Annotated in this window: 20 protein-coding genes; 8 read left to right on the forward strand and 12 right to left on the reverse strand. The window is 46.3% G+C overall.

Annotated elements, in window-relative coordinates; all coding sequences use genetic code 11:
- Positions 1 to 73: 73 nt before the first annotated feature.
- Positions 74 to 277 (reverse strand): hypothetical protein, encoded by a 204-nt coding sequence (locus RWM02_RS00715; protein ID WP_314068400.1) that lies wholly within the window; start codon positions 275 to 277, stop codon positions 74 to 76.
- A gap of 107 nt (positions 278 to 384) precedes the next feature.
- Here RWM02_RS00715 and RWM02_RS00720 point away from each other — a divergent pair, with 107 nt between their 5' ends.
- Positions 385 to 663, forward strand: coding sequence for a helix-turn-helix transcriptional regulator (locus tag RWM02_RS00720; protein ID WP_314068440.1), 279 nt, complete (start codon positions 385 to 387; stop codon positions 661 to 663).
- A gap of 208 nt (positions 664 to 871) precedes the next feature.
- Here RWM02_RS00720 and RWM02_RS00725 read toward each other — a convergent pair whose 3' ends face one another.
- From RWM02_RS00725 to RWM02_RS00735, 3 genes are read right to left on the reverse strand one after another with little or no spacing between them, the layout of a single operon-like run.
- A complete protein-coding gene (locus RWM02_RS00725) occupies positions 872 to 1,783 on the reverse strand; it encodes a DNA ligase (RefSeq protein WP_314068402.1) in 912 nt (303 codons plus the stop codon).
- On the reverse strand, positions 1,780 to 2,838 hold the full coding sequence (locus RWM02_RS00730; protein ID WP_314068403.1) for an NAD-dependent epimerase: 1,059 nt from the start codon (positions 2,836 to 2,838) through the stop codon (positions 1,780 to 1,782). The genes RWM02_RS00725 and RWM02_RS00730 overlap by 4 nt, the downstream gene beginning before the upstream one ends.
- 51 nt (positions 2,839 to 2,889) lie before the next feature.
- Positions 2,890 to 3,807, reverse strand: coding sequence for a 3'-5' exonuclease (locus RWM02_RS00735; protein ID WP_314068405.1), 918 nt, complete (start codon positions 3,805 to 3,807; stop codon positions 2,890 to 2,892).
- Between the two features lie 63 nt (positions 3,808 to 3,870).
- Between RWM02_RS00735 and waaC the strand changes: the two genes are divergently transcribed.
- The 4 genes from waaC to rfaQ are packed head-to-tail and all read left to right on the forward strand — an operon-like array spanning position 3,871 to position 7,586.
- Positions 3,871 to 4,857: a lipopolysaccharide heptosyltransferase I gene (gene waaC / locus RWM02_RS00740; protein WP_314068407.1), complete on the forward strand. Its 987-nt coding sequence runs from the start codon at positions 3,871 to 3,873 to the stop codon at positions 4,855 to 4,857.
- Positions 4,850 to 5,743, forward strand: a complete 894-nt coding sequence (locus RWM02_RS00745; RefSeq protein WP_314068409.1) for a lipid A biosynthesis lauroyl acyltransferase — start codon at positions 4,850 to 4,852, stop codon at positions 5,741 to 5,743. The genes waaC and RWM02_RS00745 overlap by 8 nt, the downstream gene beginning before the upstream one ends.
- Positions 5,737 to 6,501 (forward strand): glycosyltransferase family 2 protein, encoded by a 765-nt coding sequence (locus RWM02_RS00750; protein WP_314068411.1) that lies wholly within the window; start codon positions 5,737 to 5,739, stop codon positions 6,499 to 6,501. Before RWM02_RS00745 ends, RWM02_RS00750 begins: the two co-directional genes overlap by 7 nt.
- Entirely contained in the window at positions 6,498 to 7,586 is a 1,089-nt protein-coding gene (gene rfaQ / locus RWM02_RS00755; RefSeq protein ID WP_122873420.1) for a putative lipopolysaccharide heptosyltransferase III, read from the forward strand. The genes RWM02_RS00750 and rfaQ overlap by 4 nt, the downstream gene beginning before the upstream one ends.
- Before the next feature lie 198 nt (positions 7,587 to 7,784).
- Here the strand turns inward: rfaQ and RWM02_RS00760 are convergent, their stop codons facing one another.
- The 3 genes from RWM02_RS00760 to RWM02_RS00770 all read right to left on the reverse strand — a co-directional run bounded on the left by RWM02_RS00760 (position 7,785) and on the right by RWM02_RS00770 (position 10,418).
- A complete protein-coding gene (locus tag RWM02_RS00760) occupies positions 7,785 to 8,222 on the reverse strand; it encodes a hypothetical protein (RefSeq protein WP_314068414.1) in 438 nt (145 codons plus the stop codon).
- A 167-nt stretch (positions 8,223 to 8,389) separates the two neighbouring features.
- The gene (locus tag RWM02_RS00765; protein WP_314068416.1) at positions 8,390 to 9,148 is read right to left on the reverse strand and encodes a polysaccharide deacetylase family protein; all 759 of its coding nucleotides are present in this window, start codon (positions 9,146 to 9,148) and stop codon (positions 8,390 to 8,392) included.
- On the reverse strand, positions 9,138 to 10,418 hold the full coding sequence (locus RWM02_RS00770) for a hypothetical protein (RefSeq protein ID WP_314068418.1): 1,281 nt from the start codon (positions 10,416 to 10,418) through the stop codon (positions 9,138 to 9,140). Before RWM02_RS00770 ends, RWM02_RS00765 begins: the two co-directional genes overlap by 11 nt.
- A gap of 92 nt (positions 10,419 to 10,510) precedes the next feature.
- Here RWM02_RS00770 and RWM02_RS00775 point away from each other — a divergent pair, with 92 nt between their 5' ends.
- A complete protein-coding gene (locus tag RWM02_RS00775; protein WP_314068420.1) occupies positions 10,511 to 11,794 on the forward strand; it encodes a glycosyltransferase family 9 protein in 1,284 nt (427 codons plus the stop codon).
- On the opposite strand, the gene RWM02_RS00780 is transcribed toward RWM02_RS00775, so the two are convergent.
- The 4 genes from RWM02_RS00780 to RWM02_RS00795 are packed head-to-tail and all read right to left on the reverse strand — an operon-like array spanning position 11,742 to position 15,967.
- On the reverse strand, positions 11,742 to 12,929 hold the full coding sequence (locus RWM02_RS00780; RefSeq protein ID WP_314068422.1) for a glycosyltransferase family 4 protein: 1,188 nt from the start codon (positions 12,927 to 12,929) through the stop codon (positions 11,742 to 11,744). The two genes, RWM02_RS00775 and RWM02_RS00780, sit on opposite strands and share 53 nt — an antisense overlap.
- Positions 12,926 to 13,999, reverse strand: a complete 1,074-nt coding sequence (locus tag RWM02_RS00785; RefSeq protein WP_314068424.1) for a glycosyltransferase family 9 protein — start codon at positions 13,997 to 13,999, stop codon at positions 12,926 to 12,928. Before RWM02_RS00785 ends, RWM02_RS00780 begins: the two co-directional genes overlap by 4 nt.
- Positions 13,986 to 15,038 (reverse strand): glycosyltransferase family 4 protein, encoded by a 1,053-nt coding sequence (locus RWM02_RS00790; RefSeq protein ID WP_314068426.1) that lies wholly within the window; start codon positions 15,036 to 15,038, stop codon positions 13,986 to 13,988. The genes RWM02_RS00785 and RWM02_RS00790 overlap by 14 nt, the downstream gene beginning before the upstream one ends.
- Complete coding sequence (locus RWM02_RS00795; RefSeq protein ID WP_314068428.1) at positions 15,035 to 15,967, reverse strand: glycosyltransferase family 9 protein; 933 nt, start codon at positions 15,965 to 15,967, stop codon at positions 15,035 to 15,037. Before RWM02_RS00795 ends, RWM02_RS00790 begins: the two co-directional genes overlap by 4 nt.
- Before the next feature lie 133 nt (positions 15,968 to 16,100).
- On the opposite strand from RWM02_RS00795, the gene RWM02_RS00800 reads away from it, so the two are divergent.
- Together RWM02_RS00800 and waaF are read left to right on the forward strand one after the other, a co-directional pair.
- A complete protein-coding gene (locus RWM02_RS00800; protein WP_314068430.1) occupies positions 16,101 to 17,132 on the forward strand; it encodes a glycosyltransferase family 4 protein in 1,032 nt (343 codons plus the stop codon).
- The gene (gene waaF / locus RWM02_RS00805; protein WP_390887708.1) at positions 17,116 to 18,294 is read left to right on the forward strand and encodes a lipopolysaccharide heptosyltransferase II; all 1,179 of its coding nucleotides are present in this window, start codon (positions 17,116 to 17,118) and stop codon (positions 18,292 to 18,294) included. The genes RWM02_RS00800 and waaF overlap by 17 nt, the downstream gene beginning before the upstream one ends.
- A gap of 310 nt (positions 18,295 to 18,604) precedes the next feature.
- Here waaF and RWM02_RS00810 read toward each other — a convergent pair.
- Positions 18,605 to 18,825: YolD-like family protein (locus RWM02_RS00810; RefSeq protein WP_314068432.1), on the reverse strand; the 221-nt coding region annotated here is incomplete at its 5' end.

Here is an 18,825-nt window from a genome sequence, read left to right on the forward strand (position 1 = left end):
TGCCTTTTTGCTTTTTAGTTTGTGGAATTATATCAAAACAAATAACTGGAGGGGCTTAAAATAAAACTACAATTTAGTATTCACAATAATTATTTCCAAAAAATACGGTATATATTTTATTGTCGCTACCGCGGTAATATCCAACATAACCCATTTGATAACCAACTTGTTCATAGTTGCAGTCTAAAAGCGTTGCATACATTCCATTAATTTGATAAGCATAAATGCTACTTTCAAATCCCAAAAACACCAATAATGGCACTAAAACTTTTTTCATCATCCGCTCCTTAAAAAAATTACTGCTATAGGCATAATCGCCATAGCAAGTTGATAAAGAATTATATGAGAAATAAACTTATAGAAAACTTTTCTATAGGAATGGGCGTGTTAAATTTACCTGAGATAACGACAGATGAGGAAAACGAGCAGTTTTTTGATACCGTAGCTTCAAATGTAAAAAGAATGCGGCAAGAGAAAAATCTAAGCCAGCTCGAGACGGCTCTAAGTATAGGGCAGGCCTCGGGCGGATTTTACGCAAATATGGAAAATAACGCCCACGGCAAACACTTTAATCTACTTCACCTTTTTAAGCTCTCAAAACTTTTTAACTGCAATATAAACGAATTTTTTAAGGAAATTTCTGAGCGAGACGGCGGCGAGTAGAGTTAGATTAAGCATTAAATTTAATTTGAAACGGGCATAGCAAATTTGAATGTAAATTTTTAATGAAACGGTGTTTGTATTTTTTGAGCTGGCAGAGCGCAAATCAAGGCGATAAAAGAAGCCAAATTTAACCAAAAGACCGTCAGAATTCTTAAAATTTGAGTCCAAGCGAGCATCAAAGCGGCAAATTTGCCCGAAACGGCCGAATTTAATCCTCTCTAACCCGCAAAAATACCGGAAACCTCGGCAACCCTTTTGCGGTTAAATTTTGATATTTGTAGGTTATTATAGAGCCGATTTTAGGCGGGTTTGCGCGCTCTTCGTCGCTAAAACCCGAGCCAATCTTAAATTTTACTCCGCTAGCGATTTGCTCGTCCGAGTTTGAGCCCGCAGCGCTAAGCGCCTTACAGGTTACCGAGCCCATGAGCCCGACGTATTTGCCAGTGCCCGCGTTTACCTTCGTCACCTCGCACTCGGCGTCTTTAAATTTTTTGTATTTCAGCGCGTTTTTGCTTCGTTTTCGCTCGTACGGCGCGTTTGGCTCGCGCACGACGGCACCCTCGCCACCTTTTGCGATGACGGCCTCCGCAAATGCCTCAAATTCGGCATTATCTTTTACTTTCACCTGCTTGATTATCTTTAAATTTTGCCCGGCTTGCGGATTTTGCAAGATAAATTTTTCAAGCTCGCTAAGCCGCTCTAAAAGCCCGCCGCTAGCCTCAGGTACGTCAAAAACATAAAATTTAACCTCGCTCCACGCCGTGGCGCTCGGCATTTTATCCATCACGATCGATTGGATTTTTTCAAATTCGCCCCTCGCGGTGTAAAGCTCGCCGTCAAGCGCAAACGGCGGAAAATGCGCGCTCCAGCCCCCTGGCGCGGCTAAAATTTTACCGTTTCTAGAGAGCAAATTTCGCCCGTCCCAGTAGGCGCGCACGCCGTCTAGTTTCTCGCTAGCTAGCCAGCCGCCGACACTTTGACCTTTGTATTCGCTAAGTTTTAAAAGCTCAAATTTAGCCTTTTTAGCGGTATCTGCGCTCGCGGCGCTGCTTATATTTTCGCTCTGCGCCGCCATAGCAAAATTTAAAAAGGCGGCCAAAAATAGCGCGAAAAATCTCAAATTTTAACCCCGTAAAACTCGCAGTACCACTCGATAAACCTAGCCACCCCGTCATTTACGCTAGTGTTTGGCTTGTAGTCAAAGTCCGCTACTAGATCGCCCACGTCCGCATAGGTCGCAGGCACGTCGCCGGCTTGCAGCGGGAGGAAGTTTTTCTCTATCTCGCGGCCGATTTTTAGCTCGACGGCCTTGATGTAGTCCATGAGCTCTACGGGGCTATTATTGCCGATATTATAGACCTTAAACGGCGCGCTTGACGTGGCGGGATCGGGATGCTTCGCGTCCCACGCGGGATTTGGCTTGGCGGGGTTATCGACGCATTTTATGATGCCCTTTACGATGTCGTCCACGTAGGTAAAGTCGCGCTTCATCTTGCCGTAGTTAAAGACGTCGATTTTCTTGCCTTTTAGCGCGGCGTAGACGAACAAAAACAGCGCCATATCGGGGCGTCCCCACGGGCCGTAAACGGTGAAAAATCGCAGCCCCGTAGTCGGCACGCCAAATAAATGCGAGTACGTGTGCGCCATCATTTCGTTGCTTTTTTTAGTCGCGGCATAGAGGCTGATCGGGTGATTTACGCCCTCGTGCGTAGAAAACGGCATATTTTCGTTTAGGCCGTAAACCGAGCTCGAGCTTGCGTAGACTAGATTTTTAGTTTGGTTGTGGCGGCAGCATTCGAGGATATTCATAAAGCCCGTAACGTTGCTGTCGATGTAGGCTTGCGGATTAATTAGCGAATATCTCACGCCCGCCTGCGCGGCTAAATTTACCACTACGTCAAATTTTTCTTTATCAAAAAGTTCTTTCATCGTCTGGGTATCGGCCAAGTCGGCTTTTATAAATTTTAAATTAGGCTGCGTTTTTGAGCTTATCAGCTTACCTCGCTCGATCTCGTTTATATCAAAGCCGGCCGTTTTTAGGCGCGCAAGCTTTAAATTTACGTCGTAGTAGTCGTTTATCACGTCGTATCCGACGACCTCGTCGCCTCTTTTTACGAGGGCGTTTGCCAAGTGAAATCCGATAAATCCCGCCGTTCCGGTTACTAAAATTTTCATGTTTTTTCCTTTGTGATTTGACGCTATTTTAGCGTATTTTTGCGCCCGTTCTCACTGCTCGTCTAAATTTATCTCGGGCATATTTTCTTCGGTATAGTACTCCTCCACCGCGGCCTGCTCGTCGTCATCTCCGAGCTCGGGCTCGTCCTCGTAGTTTTGCGTCTCAAGGCGCGCAAGTTCGCGATCGACCGCCTCGCAAAAAACCGGCGTATAGCCCATCTGCGCACAGTTTGCCGCGAGCCACTCGCTCATCACCGAGATATCGTCCGCGTAATCGTCCAGCGTCAAATTTCCGCGCAAAAGCTCGTATTTTAGGAAAAGCCAGTATGTGTTTAGCACGTCGCTTTCGCAGTATTCGTTGATCTTGTCGATCTTACCGTCAAAAAACAGCTCCATCACCTGATCGCCGTGCACGTCATATTTGCCGGGTAAATTTAGGCTAGCGCAGAGAGTATCGAGCTTTAGCCCGCGCACGGAGCCAAACTCGCTCACGTGATCGAGCAGATCGAAGTGAAATTTGCCGCTATACCTGTCGCGGTAGTTGCCGTCCCATTTGCCTTTACCAAGCTCCTTGTTTTCGACCTCGTAAAAGCTCGGAAACGAGACGTTGTACCTCATCGCGCGAGTTAAAATCATCGGCAGATCAAAACCCCGCCCGTTAAAGCTCACCAGGCGCGGGTTGTGCGAGTTTACGAAACCGATAAATTTATTTAGGATTTCGCGCTCGTTTGCGCCCTTCATCGTGCTTACGCGCAAAAATTTACCGTACTCGTCCGCCATCACCGCAGAGATCGCCACGACGCGGTGAAACATCACGGGCAAAAATTCGCTCCCGCTTGCTGCCTTTTGCGCGGCAAACGCCTGCCTCGCCACCTCCGCGTCGCTTCCCTCAAAGTCGTAAATTTTACGCAAAAGCGCGGTGTCGGGCACCGTCTCGCAGTCAAAAACACAGATATAATTTTTAGCCATTTCAAACCTTTTTTAGCTATTTTTGCCTAAAATGATAGCTAAAAATCTTTATAAAAGCGGTAAATGAGTAAAAATTTAAGCCCAAACATCGCCGTTATCAAGCTCTCCGCCCTGGGCGATATCGTCCATGCGGCTACCGTGCTGCAGTTTATCAAAAAGCACTTACCGCAAGCCAAAATAACATGGTTTGCCGACGCTAAATTTAGCGAGATTTTATTCCTTTGTCCGCAAATTTCGCGCGTCGTATCGCTACCGCTAAAAAACGGCGAATACAAAAAAAGCTTGGAGCTGATCGCGTCTGCAAAACAAGAGGGCGAATTTGACTACGTCATCGACCTGCAAGGGCTGATCAAATCCGCCGCGGTTGCGAAGCTTCTTGGCAAAAACAGTTACGGATTTGACAAATTTAGCGTCAAAGAACCGCTTGCGGCACTGTTTTATAGGCATAAATTTAATTGCGACTACGCAGAAAATATCATCTTGCGAAATTTAAAACTTACGGCTTTTGCCTTGGGCTTTAGTTTTAGCGAGGATGAAATTTTAGCCAAACAGCCTTGTTTTAGCGCCCCGCAAAGTAAATTTAAAAGCTCAAAAAAGAAAATTTTGATCGCGCCTTTTGCTAGCGAGCCGAGTAAAATTTACGATAAATTTAGCGATGTTATCGCTCTGCTAGACGAGCCGCAAAATGAAATTTTCGTCTGCTTTAACGGCGAAAACGAGGAGAAAAAAGCCATAAATTTGATCAAAAACTCAAACGCAAAACCGCTAAGCTTAAACCTAAAAGAGCTCGTAAGCTTTATCTCGTCCTGCGACCTTGTTATCGGCAACGATAGCGGCGTAACGCATATAGCTTGGGCGCAAAACCGCCCCTCTATCACGCTTTTTGGCAACCGCCCCGCAGAGCGAAACGCCTTTGCTAGCCCCGTAAATTTAACGCTAGATGCGGGCAAAAAAATAGACGCGAAAAAGATAGATAAAAGCGACTTTTGCGTGCGAGATATCGCGCCGCAAGCTATCGCAAACGCGGCAAAAAGGCTACTTGATGCGTGATTTATTTTACCTTTGGCTTTATAGATTTTTTAAATTTATCTTTACCGTTACGCCCGCGTTTTTGCTGGATCCTTTTTTAAATTTCATCGCGTTTTTGTTTTATAAATTTGACGCCAAACACACCAAAATCATCAGGGCAAATCTAAATTTCGCCTACGCGGACGAGCTTACGGCCGCGCAAAAAGAGCAGATCGTAAAAGATACTTACCGAAACTACGCCAAATTTGCGGTAAATTTTATAAAAAACCAAAACGCGAGTAAGGAAAAAATCCTAGAAAAGGTCGAATTTAAAAACGAGCAAATCTTTCAAAACGCGCTCGCTTCGGGTCGTCCTATCATCGTGCAAACGGCGCACTACGGACAGTGGGAGCTTTTTTCTCTAGCGATGGCGGCAAAATTCGGCGGCGTTAGCATCGTCGGACGCGCTCTTGATAGCGCGGTCATGCAGCGCATTTTAGCAGCCAACCGCACCCGCTTTGATATCGAGCTCATCGATAAAATGGGCGGCGCCAAGCAAATTTTAAAAGCGGTCAAGGCGCGCCGATTAGTGGGCATCCTAGTCGATCAAAACACCGCCAAAGAGGAAGGAGTAGAGGTCAAATTTTTCGGGCGAAAAGTCCTGCATACGCCCGCAGTTAGCATTTTCGCGCAAAAAACAGACGCGCTCATCGTGCCGGCCTTTATCCGCGAAAAGGGGGCAAACCTCAGCGAAATTTGCTTTTTCCCGCTGATCGACGTTAGGGATTTTGACAAAGACGAAGCCGTGCTAAATGCCACGCAAGCTCAATCAGACGCTACCGAGGCCGCCGTGCGCGAGAAGCCGGACGAGTACTTTTGGTTTCATAAACGCTTTAAACATTTTAACGAGGAAATTTATAAATGCTAAGCGTCGTAATCCTCACGCTTAACAGCGAAAAATACCTCGCCGAAGTGCTAAAAAGCTGCGAATTCGCAGACGAAGTCGTCGTGGTCGATAGCGGCTCGCAGGACGCTACAGAGCAAATTTGCGCAGGGTTTAAAAACGTCAAATTTCACAAGCAAAAATGGCTGGGATTTAGCGCGCAAAAGCAGCTAGGAGTGGATCTAGCGCGCAATCGCTGGGTTTTCGTGCTAGATAGCGACGAGGTGATTTTGGAGCCTTTGCGAGAGGAAATTTTGCAGGTTTTGCAGCGTCCCGAGTTTTGCGCGTACGAGGTGGCTCGCGCAAATATCTTTTTCGGTAAAGAAGTGGGCACTATGGGGCTTTATCCAGACTACACGGTTAGACTTTTTGACAAGACGCGGGCGGAATTTGACGGGCGCGAGATACACGAAAAGGTCGTTTTAAAAAGCGCGGTTAAAACAGACAAACAAACTCCGGCAGGCGGAGCAAATTTAACCGCCGCCAAAAATCAAATCGGCAGGCTAAAAAACCACTTTAAACACTATGCCTACGATAGTATCGAGCAGTTTATCGCCAAGCAAAATCGCTACTCAAGCCTGGGCGCAAAGGGTGCGAAATCAAGTAAATTTAAAGCTATTTTAAACCCCGCATGGACGTTTTTTAAGCTATTTTTCCTAAAAGGCGGCTGGCGCGAGGGCTGGCGCGGCTACGTGATAGCAAGGCTTTACGCGCAATACACATTTTGGAAGTACGTAAAATGAAAGATAAAAAAATCAAAATCCTAGTTATGAAATTTAGAAACATCGGCGACGTGTTGCTCACGACTCCGCTCATCGAAAACCTGCGCCGCATCTACCCTGACGCGCAGATAGATTTCGCGCTAAACAAGGGCACGGAAGCGATGATCGAAGGCAACCCGAACATCCAAAACATCCACGTCTACGACCGCGCAAATATAAAAGAGGTCGGCTTTTTCAAACGACTTTGGCGCGAGCTAAAGTTTATCCGCACCATCAAAAAGCAAAAATACGACATCGCCGTGCAAACCACGACGGGAGACCGCGGTATCATCGTCGCCAAATACGCCAAGATAAAAACCATCGTGGGCTTTGAGGGCAAAAACAAGACCGTAAATAAAATAATAACTCACAAAGCCCCTAAAATAGGCGGCCTACGCCACACCGTGGATAGAAATCTAGACGCCTTAGCCGCGCTCGGGCTTGAGCCTAGCGGCAAAAGAGTGAGCGTGTATTTTGATCCAGAGTGCATCAGTCATCTAAATTTGCCGCCTAAATTTATCCACGTGCATCTAACTAGCCGCTGGATGTTTAAGTGCGCGGACGACGAAACTATGGCTGCGATAATCGACTTTTGCGAAGAGCTTGGCGTGCGCGTAGTGCTGACGGCCGATAACAACGACGCCGAGCTAAAAAAGCTAGACGACGTGCTGGCGCTGTGCTCCTCTAGCCCCGTAAATCTAGGCGGCAAGCTCACCCTAAAGCAAACCGCCGCTCTATCAAAGCGCTCCGCGATGTTTATCGGCGTGGATACGGCGATCATGCACCTAGCTGCGGCTAACGACGTGCCCGTGATCGCGCTGTTTGGGCCTAGCGGGGCGTTTGAGTGGGGGCCGTGGGATAACGAACTAGACGCAAACGGCTACACGCAGCGCAACGGCAACCAAACTATGGGCAAGCACGCGGTATTTCAAAAAGACTGGGACTTCGTGCCGTGCGACAAAGAGGGGATGATAAAGCACGGCGTGGAGCGAACGCTGATGAGATTTGAGGGCGAGGAGCTGGAGGCGATAGAGAGGAAAATCAGGGAAAATTTAAGCCAAAGCTAAGCAGGCTTTGTAAATTTCGGCCGTTTTGGCTAAATTTTACGAGCAAATTTGAGCCTCGAGCGGTAAATTTGGCTGTTTTGGCCAAATTTGACGATCAAATTTATCGGCTCGGCTTTTGCAAAGTCAAATTTTACTTGAACGCTAGCCGTTAAATTTGACCTTCTTGATTTTATAAATTTGGGCGCTTAAATTTGACGCCTAGGCCTTCTTTTCATTAAACATATACGAAATCACGAAAACGATCAGACAAACGGGCGCAACGACAACAAACGCTATACTCCAGACTGCCGCACGCTCGCCCCAAAAATACCCCGCCGCGAGGCATACCAAAAACCCGCCGTAAAAAGCGCCGAGCGATAAATTCTCTATCGCAAAAAGCAGCAAACTAAGATTTGGATTTTTTACAAACAGCTTGCTTAGCTTAAAATTTTTATACCTTTTGAATAAATACCAAAGCAGCGCGCAAGCCAAAATCGCAAATGTTGCCGCAAAAACGGTAATCCTTAGCGCGCCCTCAAAAGGCAAAACCGCCAAAATCAAAGCCGCCGCCCACCAATCAAGCAAGAAAACCATCGGCACCGCTAGCAAATATCTCGCCGCCCTGTAAAATTTATATTTTTGCTCTGCACTCATCATATTTTGCTTTTTTCTAAATTTTACGATCAAAGCTTTTTAGCCACCTTTGCCGATGTATTTTTTGATCTCGTTGAATGATTCTTTTACATTTTAAATTTGAGCCGAATTTACGCAGATCGAACCAAATCCGCCAAAACTCCAAATTTTACTCAAATTTAAGGCAAATCTTACTTTTTTATCTTTGAGTATATCCCGCCCAAAAAGTCGTTTTGATAGATAAAAAGCGTGCGTTTTAGCCACGCAGCGTCCTTTTTAGCGGCGATGCGCTTGATAGCCGACAAGTCGCCGCCTGGTCTATTTATACCTCGCTGCGTCGTAAAAAACGCCTCGTATCCCGCCTGCCTAGCCAGACGGATCAAATTTTCGTCGTATTTGCCCCGCGGCCAACACAAAATTTTGTCCTCGATGCCCAAATTTGCGCGCATAAACTCGCGGCACCGAGCGAAATTTTCCTCAGGCGGGAGCGCGCCGAAATACTCGTCAAAATGCGTGTGCGTATGCGAGTGAAAGTCAAAAACGTCCCGCATCGCAGCTATCTCGTCAAGGTTTAAAAACACGTCCTGCGGGCGCTGGTGGGCTACTTGTTTGTATTCGGAGTGCGTTAGCTCGATAAACTCGCCCTGTCGCAGACTCGCGCGCTCGATCCACTGCGTCACTAAAAATATGCTCGCCCGCAGCCCAAACTCGCGCAAGATAGGGTAGGCGTAGACGTAGTTGTCCTTCCAACCGTCGTCAAAGGTAATAAGGACGCTTTTTTTAGGTACGGCCAGCTCGCTCTTTTTATAGGCGATAAATTCGCTCATCGTGAGCGTTTTGTAGCCAGCCTCGGCGAGAAATCTCATCTGCGAGGCAAAGTCCTCCACGCTAGAAGCGATAAATCCGCCCTTTTTTAAAACGTGATGATACATCAAAACGCTAACGCTCATTTTTTACATCGACCTTCGATTTAAATAAAATAAGAAATCCGATTAAATAAAAAAGGTATAAAATTTTTAAATTATATGTCTCAAATAGTCCTCTTACGCCAAAATACGATATAGCTGAAATAAAAACTCCGGCAAATAATAAATTTTGCGTACTTTTAAAAGAGCTTAAACTTTCTTTTAATAAATAGAAAAATGATAAAAATAAAAATGAAACTCCGATAGCTCCGTAATAATATATATTGCCTATAAAAAAAGGCTCATCATTAAACCAATGTCTTTTTCCGTCCCTTATGGACATCATGAAAATTTCAATACCCTTTTCATCCGACTTGTCAGCTAAAAATTTATCATATAAGTGCTCGCCGTGCCCAAGCCCCAATATCCATCTATTAGTTTCAAAAAGCAAGGGTAGCCTTTCTTTTAATATCAAATCCCTGCCCGAACTATGCAATCCTTGCGATAATTTAGAGTTTGCAATGGATGAATTAAAAAATAAAACCCCTATACTTAAAAAGCAAAGCATTCCAATGACAAATAATTTTTTAAAATTTTTCTTTAAAAAATCTCTATGTTTACTGAAAACCAGAAATATAAATAACAAAATAAAAGCAACAAATACGCTAAGCCAGCTCCCCCTAGCTCCGCCTAATATATCCATAGCAATAGCAATACAACAAAAAATAACCATAAAAGCTTTTACAGCATTGCTTTTAAAAAATATTATACCCAACAAAGCAAACACCATAAACCTGTCTACAAATAATGAATATCCCCTATGTACTATTCTTCCAGCCTCCGGATCCGCACTTGAAATTTTGTCCAAATTTTCAAAAATCGGCAATGCATAGTAAACGGTAATAAAAATAAATGCCGCCAATATGGAATAAAAAAGGATTTTTTGTTGTCTTTCTTTGCCGTTTGAACAAACAAGCACTACAAATAAAAATGCAACCCCTCTTCCAAATTCGCTAAAAGCTTTTTTTGCGGAACCAAAAGAATCGTCATATGGAAAACAAGATATCAAAAGTGCATAAGCAGCAAATAAAGCTAAGAATATTAGACTCATTTTAGCATGGCTAAAATTTGATTTAATTCTTTGCAATATTTGATCTTTGCACAAAAATAACGTTGTAAAAGCTAGCAAAACAGCAGTATAGAGCGATATGTTTTTTACAGCAGTAAAGCTTACGTGATGCTCGCAAACTATAAATAAAAAGAGAAGATATATTATTAAATTTTGACAAAAATCAAACGCCTTTTGCTTGGTCATACACTCTCCATTTTATTAAGTGCGCGATTATAACAATATTTAATTAAAAATCATGTAAAATGGCCTATTTGATTAAATCAGAGGATTTATTTTTGATATATTTTTTATTTTATTTAATACTTTGGCCGTACCTTAAAATAACAAGCTGTTTTAAAAAAGCATCCGATAAAATTTTACTCATACAAACCGCTAAAATCGGCGACTACGCAAACTCGACCGTGATCTTTGAAAAGCTGAGCAAATTTGACGTGCTCATAGACGAGATAAATCTAGCTTTCGCAAAACACGACAGCCGAATAGAAAAAATATTTACGATAAATGACGTAAAGCGTAAAAAAACCTCAAAAATAGGACTCGCGCTCGAGCTTTTTTCGCGCAACTACGAGAGCGTCTACGTTCTGATGCCAAACAGCCTAAACCTCTTTTTAGCGCGCTGCACTCTAGCTAAAAACATCATCGCCGTGCATCACTACGCGGCATCTAGCGACTTTGCCCTGCTGTCGCTCGGCATGAAAAAAGTGCCGCACACTTTGCAAGACCTCACGCTGCTAACCTACCTAAAAACGCTGGGCGAGAGCGAGCTAAAATATGAAAAATGCTTGCAAAAACCGCTCTTTATCCCGCAAGAAAATCTAATAAAAAGTGGCAAATTTAAGATCGGCGTGAGCCTGAGCGCGGGCAATAAAATGAAAACGCCGCCAAAAAAAACTTGGGAAAAAATCTTTGAAATTTTCGCTAAATTTGACTGCGAGGTTTACATTTTCGGCGTCGGCGAAGAGGCTGCGCTGCTAAAAAACCTGCTCGCGGAAAATACGGACAAAAAGCAGACGGAAAATCCGAGCGATGGACAAATTTGCGCAAATTTAGCCGGTAGCGATACGAGCGAAATTTACGGCGGTCTTGAAAATACAAACGAAGAGCAGACAAAAGCTCAAATTTGCAGCCAAAACGGCGCTAGCGACGAGTCAAATTTTAGCTCGCAAATTTGCGATACTTACGTAAAAAAATTCGGCGAAAACGAGCTAAAAATCATCTCTTTGATAGATAAAATCAAGCTTGATGAGCTGCCGTTTTATCTCTCGCAGATGCAGCTTTACGCGAGCTCAGACACGGGCAACTACTACGTCGCAGACAGCGTGCGCACGGCCACGATCTGCCTAATGGGGCCTTGTTTTGCCAGCGAGCAAAGGGGCATCGCCGACTCGCTCGTGATAAACTCGCATTTGCCGCCCGTTAGCTCCGTGTTTAAAACCGTGCGTGATATCGACGCGAGCGCATTTTTCGAGCTTAGTGAGCAAAATCTCGCAGAGATCGAGGCCTTCGTCAAAGTTCGCTATATATCCTATCTATCCCGCGAAGATAATTTTCTATGCTAAAGGCCTTTATAACGGCATCGTCGGGGCTTTTTGAGGCTGGCTTACACAAGCCGTCAAAGCAGGCTAAAAGCGCGTCCGAGCTTCTTTGAACTATAAAAAAATCTTGCTTTTTCGAGGAGATTTCATAAATCTCCCTTATGACGGCGATATCAGAGTACACGACGCCAAGCCCGCATCCAAGCGCCTCGATGACGACTCTAGGCAGCCCCTCGTCGCTGGAAAATCCAAGCACGTAGTCGCACGCGGCGTAAATCTCGTCCATCTTGGAAACAAAGCCTAGATACTCGGCCTTGTTTGATTTTATCAGCGCGTCAAATTTGACTTTCGCGCCAGCTTTTAGCTCGCCCGCGCCGGCAAAATACACTTTTACATCGCTTCTTTTTAGCCCCGCAAGCGCGTCAAAAACGAGCTCATGGCCTTTAAGCGTCAAGAAATTTGCGGGCATTACGATATTTATTTTTTCGGCGTCGAATTTGGCTTTTAGGGCGGCGCTTTTATCGTAGCCGCTATTTTTTAAATTTGTCTGCGAGAGGCTTAAATTTTCGCTCGCTTCAGATTTTTCCCGCCTTAAAACAGGCGCCTCCACGGGATTATAAACCACGTTTTTAGGCATTTTTATCTGCGCGGCGTAAAATTCGTAAGTCGCATTTGAAACGCAAACGGGCGTAAATTTTAACCGCTTTAAAATTTCAAGCTTAAAGGGCTCGACGGGCGAGTTTTTACGCAAGTGCTGCACTACCGCGATATTTAGGGCGTTTGCGGCAGCGATGTAGGCGAGATTGGTTGAAAAGTGATTATTTAAATGAACGATATCGGGACGCACCTGCCGCAGCAAGCAAAGCGCGTAGTCGTAGTCTCTTTTATAGAGGTATTTTGCTAAAATTTGACCGCCCAGCGTGCGTAAAAGCTCTTTTTTTAGCTTTGAGGGCTGTTTTTTAGGCGCAAAATTTATAAATTTAGCCCCAACCTCTTCTATGATTTGCGAGATTTTGCGTCCGCCCGCCTCGTAATCAGTCTCAAAAAATGCGCAAAGATCGTATTTTTGCTGCGCGGCAAGCCCCCGCAAAAGATACAAAAAACTCTTCGTCCCGCCGCCGTATTCGCGCCCCGTATCGACGAACAAAATCTTTTTCAAATCATTTCCTTTAGCATCTCCCAGACCTCATCCGCCTCGATTTGCAGCATACACTCCTGAAATTTGCAGTTTTTGCCGACGCAAGGCGAACAGGTGCGCGGCTTTTTGATAAATTTATGGATATTTTCGTCAAAATCCGGATTTGAGTTCACGGGCGAAGCGACGGCAAAAAGCCCGATCGTAGGCGTTTTTAGCGCAGCTGCGACGTGCAGCGGGCCGGTATCGGGCGTGACAAGCACGTCAAGCCTAGCTATCAGCGCGGCAGCCTCTCGCAGACTAAATTTACCCGCCGCATCTATCACGTGTGCGCTTCTTAACTCCTCGTCTAACTGCGCGGTCATCGCTCGCTCGGCGGGGCTGCCCGTTAGCACGATGACGGCGTCCGTGCGCTCCAAAATAATTCCCGCCAGCCCCCGCCAACGCTGCCAAAACCACTGCCTGGAAACCGTGCTAGCCCCCATCTGAAAGCCGATAAATTTGCGTTTGCCGTCTTTTTTTAGCATTTCATCGACGCGGGTAAAGTCCTCGTCTCGCAAATATAAATTTAACCTCGTGTCGCGACTTTTTATGCCTACAAATTTAAGCTGCTCGAGGCGGTTTAGCACGACGTATCGCTCTTCTCCGTATGGCTCTGGCTCATTTGAGTGAAAGGGGCTAAATTTACTGCCGGAATTTGGCAGCTTAAAGACGTATTTTGCGCCGCTTAAAACGGCTAGCGGAGTGGCCTCGGGCTCGTTTGAGTGCAGGATAAAGATGGCGTCGGGTTTTATCTTTTTTAGCTGCGATAAAGCGCGCAAAAAGCCGCCTTTTTTGCCGTCGTAAAGCAAAATTTCGTCGATATTCGGATCGGTTTTAAAAAGCGGCGCGGTAGATGGATTTAGTAGCGCGACGATGCGTACGTGCGGGAAATTTTGCCGAAAAACGCGAAAAACGGGCGTGTTAAAAATCGTATCGCCAAGCGCGGTGTTGCTAAAAAAACAGACCGTTTGTATGGGCTGCGTAACCAGCTGCGTTTTGCGCACGCTTTTAAAGCGCAAAATGAGCCGCGCCGCGCTCTCAAAGAGCTTCATACATCGCTTCCGTCTGCGCGACCATCGTCTCTATCGAGAAGTTTCGCACGATAAATTCCCTCGCGTTCGCGTTAAATTTCGCCCGAAGCGCCGCGTCTTCTATTAGCGTTTTTAAGGCTGCTTTGAGCGATTCTTTATCGCCGTTTTTAAACAAAAGCCCCGTTTCGCCGCTACTTATCGCTTCGCCGATGCCGCCCGCGTCGCTACCGATGCAAGGCACCCCGCACGACTGCGCTTCAAGCAGCGCCGTGCCTAGCGCCTCCATCTTTGAGGGCAGCACGAAAACGTCAAAACTACCCAAAAACTCGCTCACGTCGGTGCGCGAGCCTAGCATGTAGATGTTTGGCGTCTTTATTTTTTTTAAATTTTCTTCCTGCGGACCGTCGCCGACCACGACTAGCGCGGTGTTTGGCAGATTTAGCTCACTAAAAGCTTCAAATAGCAGCTGATGATTTTTCGCCGCGCGCAAGACCGCTACGATACCGACTACGACGCAGTCCGCGCTCAAATTTAGCTCCACTTTTATATCTTTGGTAAAATTTGGATTAAACCGCGCCGTATCCACGCCGGTATAGATAACGTCTATCAAATTTCCCCGCACGCCCTGCGAGACGAGCTGGGCTTTTACGGCGTTTGAGACGGCTACGATTTTATCGTTTACGTTGTAGCTAAATGCCGATCTGATCGGCGTTTGCAGGTGTCTAGTTCGCACGACTTTGGCACCCGTTAGCTTTGCGACGATCGCGCCAATGTTACCGTCCTTGCCCGAGTGCGTTGCGATGATCGAGATATCTTTTTCACGCACGAAACGGCAAATTTTAAAAATTTCAAAAATATTATAGACCTTGCTTAGGTTAAATTCCGCAAACTCGCAATCAATGGGCTTTTCAAAGCTTTTTGAGCCTGGATTTAGCGCGTAAAATACCTTAAATTTATCCTTATTTAGCCCGTTTATGACGCGCTGCGTGCGGTGCTCCTGACCGCCGAAGCCTAGTGAGCTTTCAAGCTCTAGGATGTTGATTTTGTCCGTTTTTTTCATATATTTTTGACCGCCTCGTAGATTTCCTCGTCCGCGACATCCTGCGCCCTTTTACTCGCGCTTTGCAGCACGGCACACTTCGCGCCGCCGTAAATCGGAGCCCAGCGAGCGGCGTCCGTTTTGCCAAGCGCCAGCACCGTTTTTACGCCAAGCGCAGGAGCTAAGTGCGCTACGCCGCCGTCAAGCGTGAGGACAAATTTGGCCGCCCAGATGTAGCCTGCAAGTTCATCTAGACTCGCAGTCGAGGCAAACTCCACATCCGCTTCTCGCGCTACTTTTTCGCCCAGTTTCGCATCCTCGGCGCTAACGGCTACGTGCCTGAAATTTTGCTTTAAAAATCCCAAAATCCGTAAAATTTTAGCCTCGTCCATACGGTTTTGCTCCACTCTTGAGGAGACGTGAAAAAATACGAAATCCTTAAATTTCTCACTTTTAAAGCTCGGCACGTAAAGCGTCTTTTCTCCGTCAAATTTCGCTCCCAGCGGCGCGGCTAGCTCATAGCAAAGCAGCACCTCGTGAGGCGGCGGATTAAAGCTTAGTTTATGCGTTATCAACGACCCGCCCTCGTTTTGCTTTGCCGCGCCTATGGTCGTTTTAGCCCCTGCGGCTCTAGCAAATATGGCGGCGGAGGGCGAATAGGCGCTTCTAAAAATCACCGTCGCATCGTATTTTTCGCGGCGAATTTGAAACAAAATTTTACATTTCCCCCAAAATGCCCGCACCTTTGCCGCCGCTCCTTTTACGTGCTTTGGTTTAGTGTAGATATATATTTTGTTTAAAAATGGATTGCCGCGAACGACGCATGCGTTTAGACTATTTACCACGATGTCGATCTGTGCACGCGAATGAGCCTTTCGCAGTGCTTCAATCGCCGGCGTCGTGCAGATGAGATCGCCGATATTATCGTTTCTAACGAGCAAAATTTTCACGATTTTCCTTTTTTTGCGCGATTATACCTATTTTACGCTTATACTTATTTACGTCCACATCCCTCGCACGCCCGGCATAACCTAAAATTCATCAAAAAACTTATAAAATACCGCTAAATTTTAAAAGGCGAACATGAAAAAAATAGTATTTTTAAGGCTTGATCTAGACGCTATCGGCGGGGCGCAGAGATATCTCTCGCGGCTCGTTAAAGCCCTAAAAAACTCGGGCGTTGTGTGCGAGACGCGCGGATTTAACGGCAGCAAAAAGCTAAGCTCGTGGATCAAAGCCCTGCTTTTTAACTCGCAAGCAAAGCGGCAAAAGAGCGCGGACGAAATTTATTTTAGCTTAGAGCGCATCACCTGCGCCGACATCTACCGCGCGGGCGACGGCGTGCATAAAGTCTATATGAAAACCAAGCCGTTTTGGTTTGTAAACCCGCTAAATTTCGTAATTCCCTACCTTGAAAAGCGCACTTTTAGAAATGCCAAAAAAATCATCGCCAACTCAAATTTCATAAAACGTCAAATTTGCGAAACCTACGCCGTCGCCCCTGATAAGATCGCAGTCGTCTATAACGGCGTAAATTTGCCTACGCGCGTGCAAAAAGGCTCGGCAAAGCTCGCTCTTTGCGAGGAATTCGGGCTTGATTTTCACCTACCGACGCTGCTGTTTGTGGGAAGCGGCTTTAAACGCAAAGGCGCGGAGGAGTTCTTGCGCATCGCGGCTCGCCTAAAGACCCGCGTAAACTGCCTGATCGTGGGCCGCGACAAAAACGCCGCCCGCTACAAAAATCTAGCCAAGGAACTAGGCTTAAACGCCGTATTTACGGGCGCGCAAAAAAGCGCGGCGAGATTTTACGAAGGCAGCGAGCTGTTTTTGTTCCCGACGGCGTACGAGCCGTTTTCAAACGTCGTTTTAGAGGCGCTTAGCTACGGCTGCGTCGCTATCACGACCGCTCAAAACGGCGCGGCGGAGATACTACCAGGGGAGTTTGTGATGAGCTCGCCGCAAGACTACGACATCTGCGCTCTGATCGACGAGATCCTAAACGACGACGAGCGGCTAGCAATGCTACAAGAGCGAAATTTGGCGCTTGCTAGCGAGTTTAGCATCGAAAAAAACGCGAACGCGACGCTGGAGATCATACGTGCGAATCTTGATTGAGCTGCCGACCTGGCTGGGCGACGCCGTGATGGCAAGCGCCGCGGTGGAGGCCATTGCAAAGCACGCGGCGGCATTTGACGCGGGAAATTTGACGGGCGAATTTGAAAATGAGCGAGATTTTAGCTTTTCGTCGCAAAATTTCGGCTCGATAACGCAAGAAATTCAAATTTTTAAAAACGATACGCCAAATTTGGACGGTGAATTTGAAGCTGACCGCGGCCCAAATTTGACCGCAAACGCGCAAGAAAATCAAAATCCGCAAAATTTAAAAAAAGAGACTCAAGAGCCCGTCAAAATCGTATTTTTCGGCTCGTTTGCGGCGTGCGAGCTTTTTAAGGCTCATCCAAACTGCGAGCGCGTCATCGTAGATAACAGCAAAAAGGCTAAATTTAGGCTCTGGCGGCTATTTTGGCAGGCTAGAAATCTCGGTAAATTTGACGCGGCGTTTAGCTTTAGAAGCTCGTTTGCGAGCAAGGTTTTACTTTACGGGGCGCGGGCGGAGAGAAAATTTGTTTTTCAAAAGAGCAAAGACGGCGCGCATCAGGTGCAAAAATACCTAAAATTCGTCAAATCGGCGCTAAATTTAAAGCGGGCGGACGACGAGCTGAAGCTTTACTTTGAGCCGCGTAAATTTGACGCGCCCGTACTCGGGCTAAATCCGGGCGCTAGCTACGGAAGCGCCAAACGCTGGTATCCGGCCCACTTCGCGCAGGTGGCGCTGCATTTTAAAGATAAATTTAAGATTATGATTTTCGGCGGCGCGGGCGAGCGGGATATATGCGAGCAGATCGAGCAAATTTTACGAGAAAACAGCGCGGAGTGCGAAAATCTAGCGGGCAAAACAAGCGTGCGCGAGCTTTGCGAAAATATCGGCGGCATCTGGCAAAGTGGCGGGATATTCGTCACGAACGACAGCGGCCCGATGCATATCGCTGCAGCCTATAAAACGCCTACGGTCGCGCTTTTTGGGCCGACGAGATTTACGCAGACCTGTCCGTGGCGCAACGAAAACGCCCGCATCCTGCGGCTAACTTTAGAGTGCATGCCCTGCATGAAGCGCGTCTGTCCGCTGGGCACCCACGCCTGTATGAAGGATCTCTCGCCGCAAGCCGTCATCCAGGCGATCGAGCGAGAATTTCTCTCCGAAGCGGCAAAAAACTAGAAATTTGAGCGCGCGGATTTTCTCAAACGGCCGCAAATCAGCAAAATCCCCCGTCGCGCATAATATTTTTAAAACGGCGCGTGACCCGATTTGACGCATAAAAACCTATTTTTGAGATAGCACAAAGCCGCTCAAACAAGATAAATTTTACTTTACCTATTTTTAACGCGACTAAGATTTCGCCGCATTTTTCAGCCGTCAAAAAATAGCAGACAAAGTAAAATTTAAACGCCTTTAAAGCTAGCAAATTTAAGCGTTTTGCGTGCCGTCTATAGTATCTCGCACACCGCAAAACAACCAAAACGCCGCCTCACGAAACAACCTCAACCGTGTAAATATCGTCAAATTTGACCCTAGTCTTCACTACCGTTAGGCTTTTATCCATCAAATTTACGCCCGAAACCAGCCCCTCTATATTCGCGTAGCCCTGCCCGTCGTGGTATGTGATTTTTACCTTGTCGGCGGGCTTTAGTTTGCTTATTTTATTTAGGATTTCTTCTATCTTTGATTCGTCTAGATCTAGCTTTTCGC

The sequence above is a fragment of the Campylobacter showae genome, assembly GCF_963515975.1.
GTDB lineage: Bacteria > Campylobacterota > Campylobacteria > Campylobacterales > Campylobacteraceae > Campylobacter_A > Campylobacter_A showae_F.

Excerpts from the sequence above, each read along its gene's own strand:
- RWM02_RS00765 (WP_314068416.1), bottom strand. The coding sequence starts at position 9,148 with ATGAGCGTTAGCGTTTTGATGTATCATCACGTTTTAAAAAAGGGCGGA.
- RWM02_RS00730 (WP_314068403.1), bottom strand. The coding sequence starts at position 2,838 with ATGAAAATTTTAGTAACCGGAACGGCGGGATTTATCGGATTTCACTTG.
- RWM02_RS00785 (WP_314068424.1), bottom strand. The coding sequence starts at position 13,999 with ATGAAGCTCTTTGAGAGCGCGGCGCGGCTCATTTTGCGCTTTAAAAGC.
- RWM02_RS00770 (WP_314068418.1), bottom strand. The coding sequence starts at position 10,418 with ATGACCAAGCAAAAGGCGTTTGATTTTTGTCAAAATTTAATAATATAT.
- RWM02_RS00750 (WP_314068411.1), top strand. The coding sequence starts at position 5,737 with ATGCTAAGCGTCGTAATCCTCACGCTTAACAGCGAAAAATACCTCGCC.
- RWM02_RS00800 (WP_314068430.1), top strand. The coding sequence starts at position 16,101 with ATGAAAAAAATAGTATTTTTAAGGCTTGATCTAGACGCTATCGGCGGG.
- RWM02_RS00760 (WP_314068414.1), bottom strand. The coding sequence starts at position 8,222 with ATGATGAGTGCAGAGCAAAAATATAAATTTTACAGGGCGGCGAGATAT.
- waaC (WP_314068407.1), top strand. The coding sequence starts at position 3,871 with ATGAGTAAAAATTTAAGCCCAAACATCGCCGTTATCAAGCTCTCCGCC.
- rfaQ (WP_122873420.1), top strand. The coding sequence starts at position 6,498 with ATGAAAGATAAAAAAATCAAAATCCTAGTTATGAAATTTAGAAACATC.
- RWM02_RS00745 (WP_314068409.1), top strand. The coding sequence starts at position 4,850 with ATGCGTGATTTATTTTACCTTTGGCTTTATAGATTTTTTAAATTTATC.
- RWM02_RS00735 (WP_314068405.1), bottom strand. The coding sequence starts at position 3,807 with ATGGCTAAAAATTATATCTGTGTTTTTGACTGCGAGACGGTGCCCGAC.
- RWM02_RS00715 (WP_314068400.1), bottom strand. The coding sequence starts at position 277 with ATGAAAAAAGTTTTAGTGCCATTATTGGTGTTTTTGGGATTTGAAAGT.
- RWM02_RS00790 (WP_314068426.1), bottom strand. The coding sequence starts at position 15,038 with ATGAAAAAAACGGACAAAATCAACATCCTAGAGCTTGAAAGCTCACTA.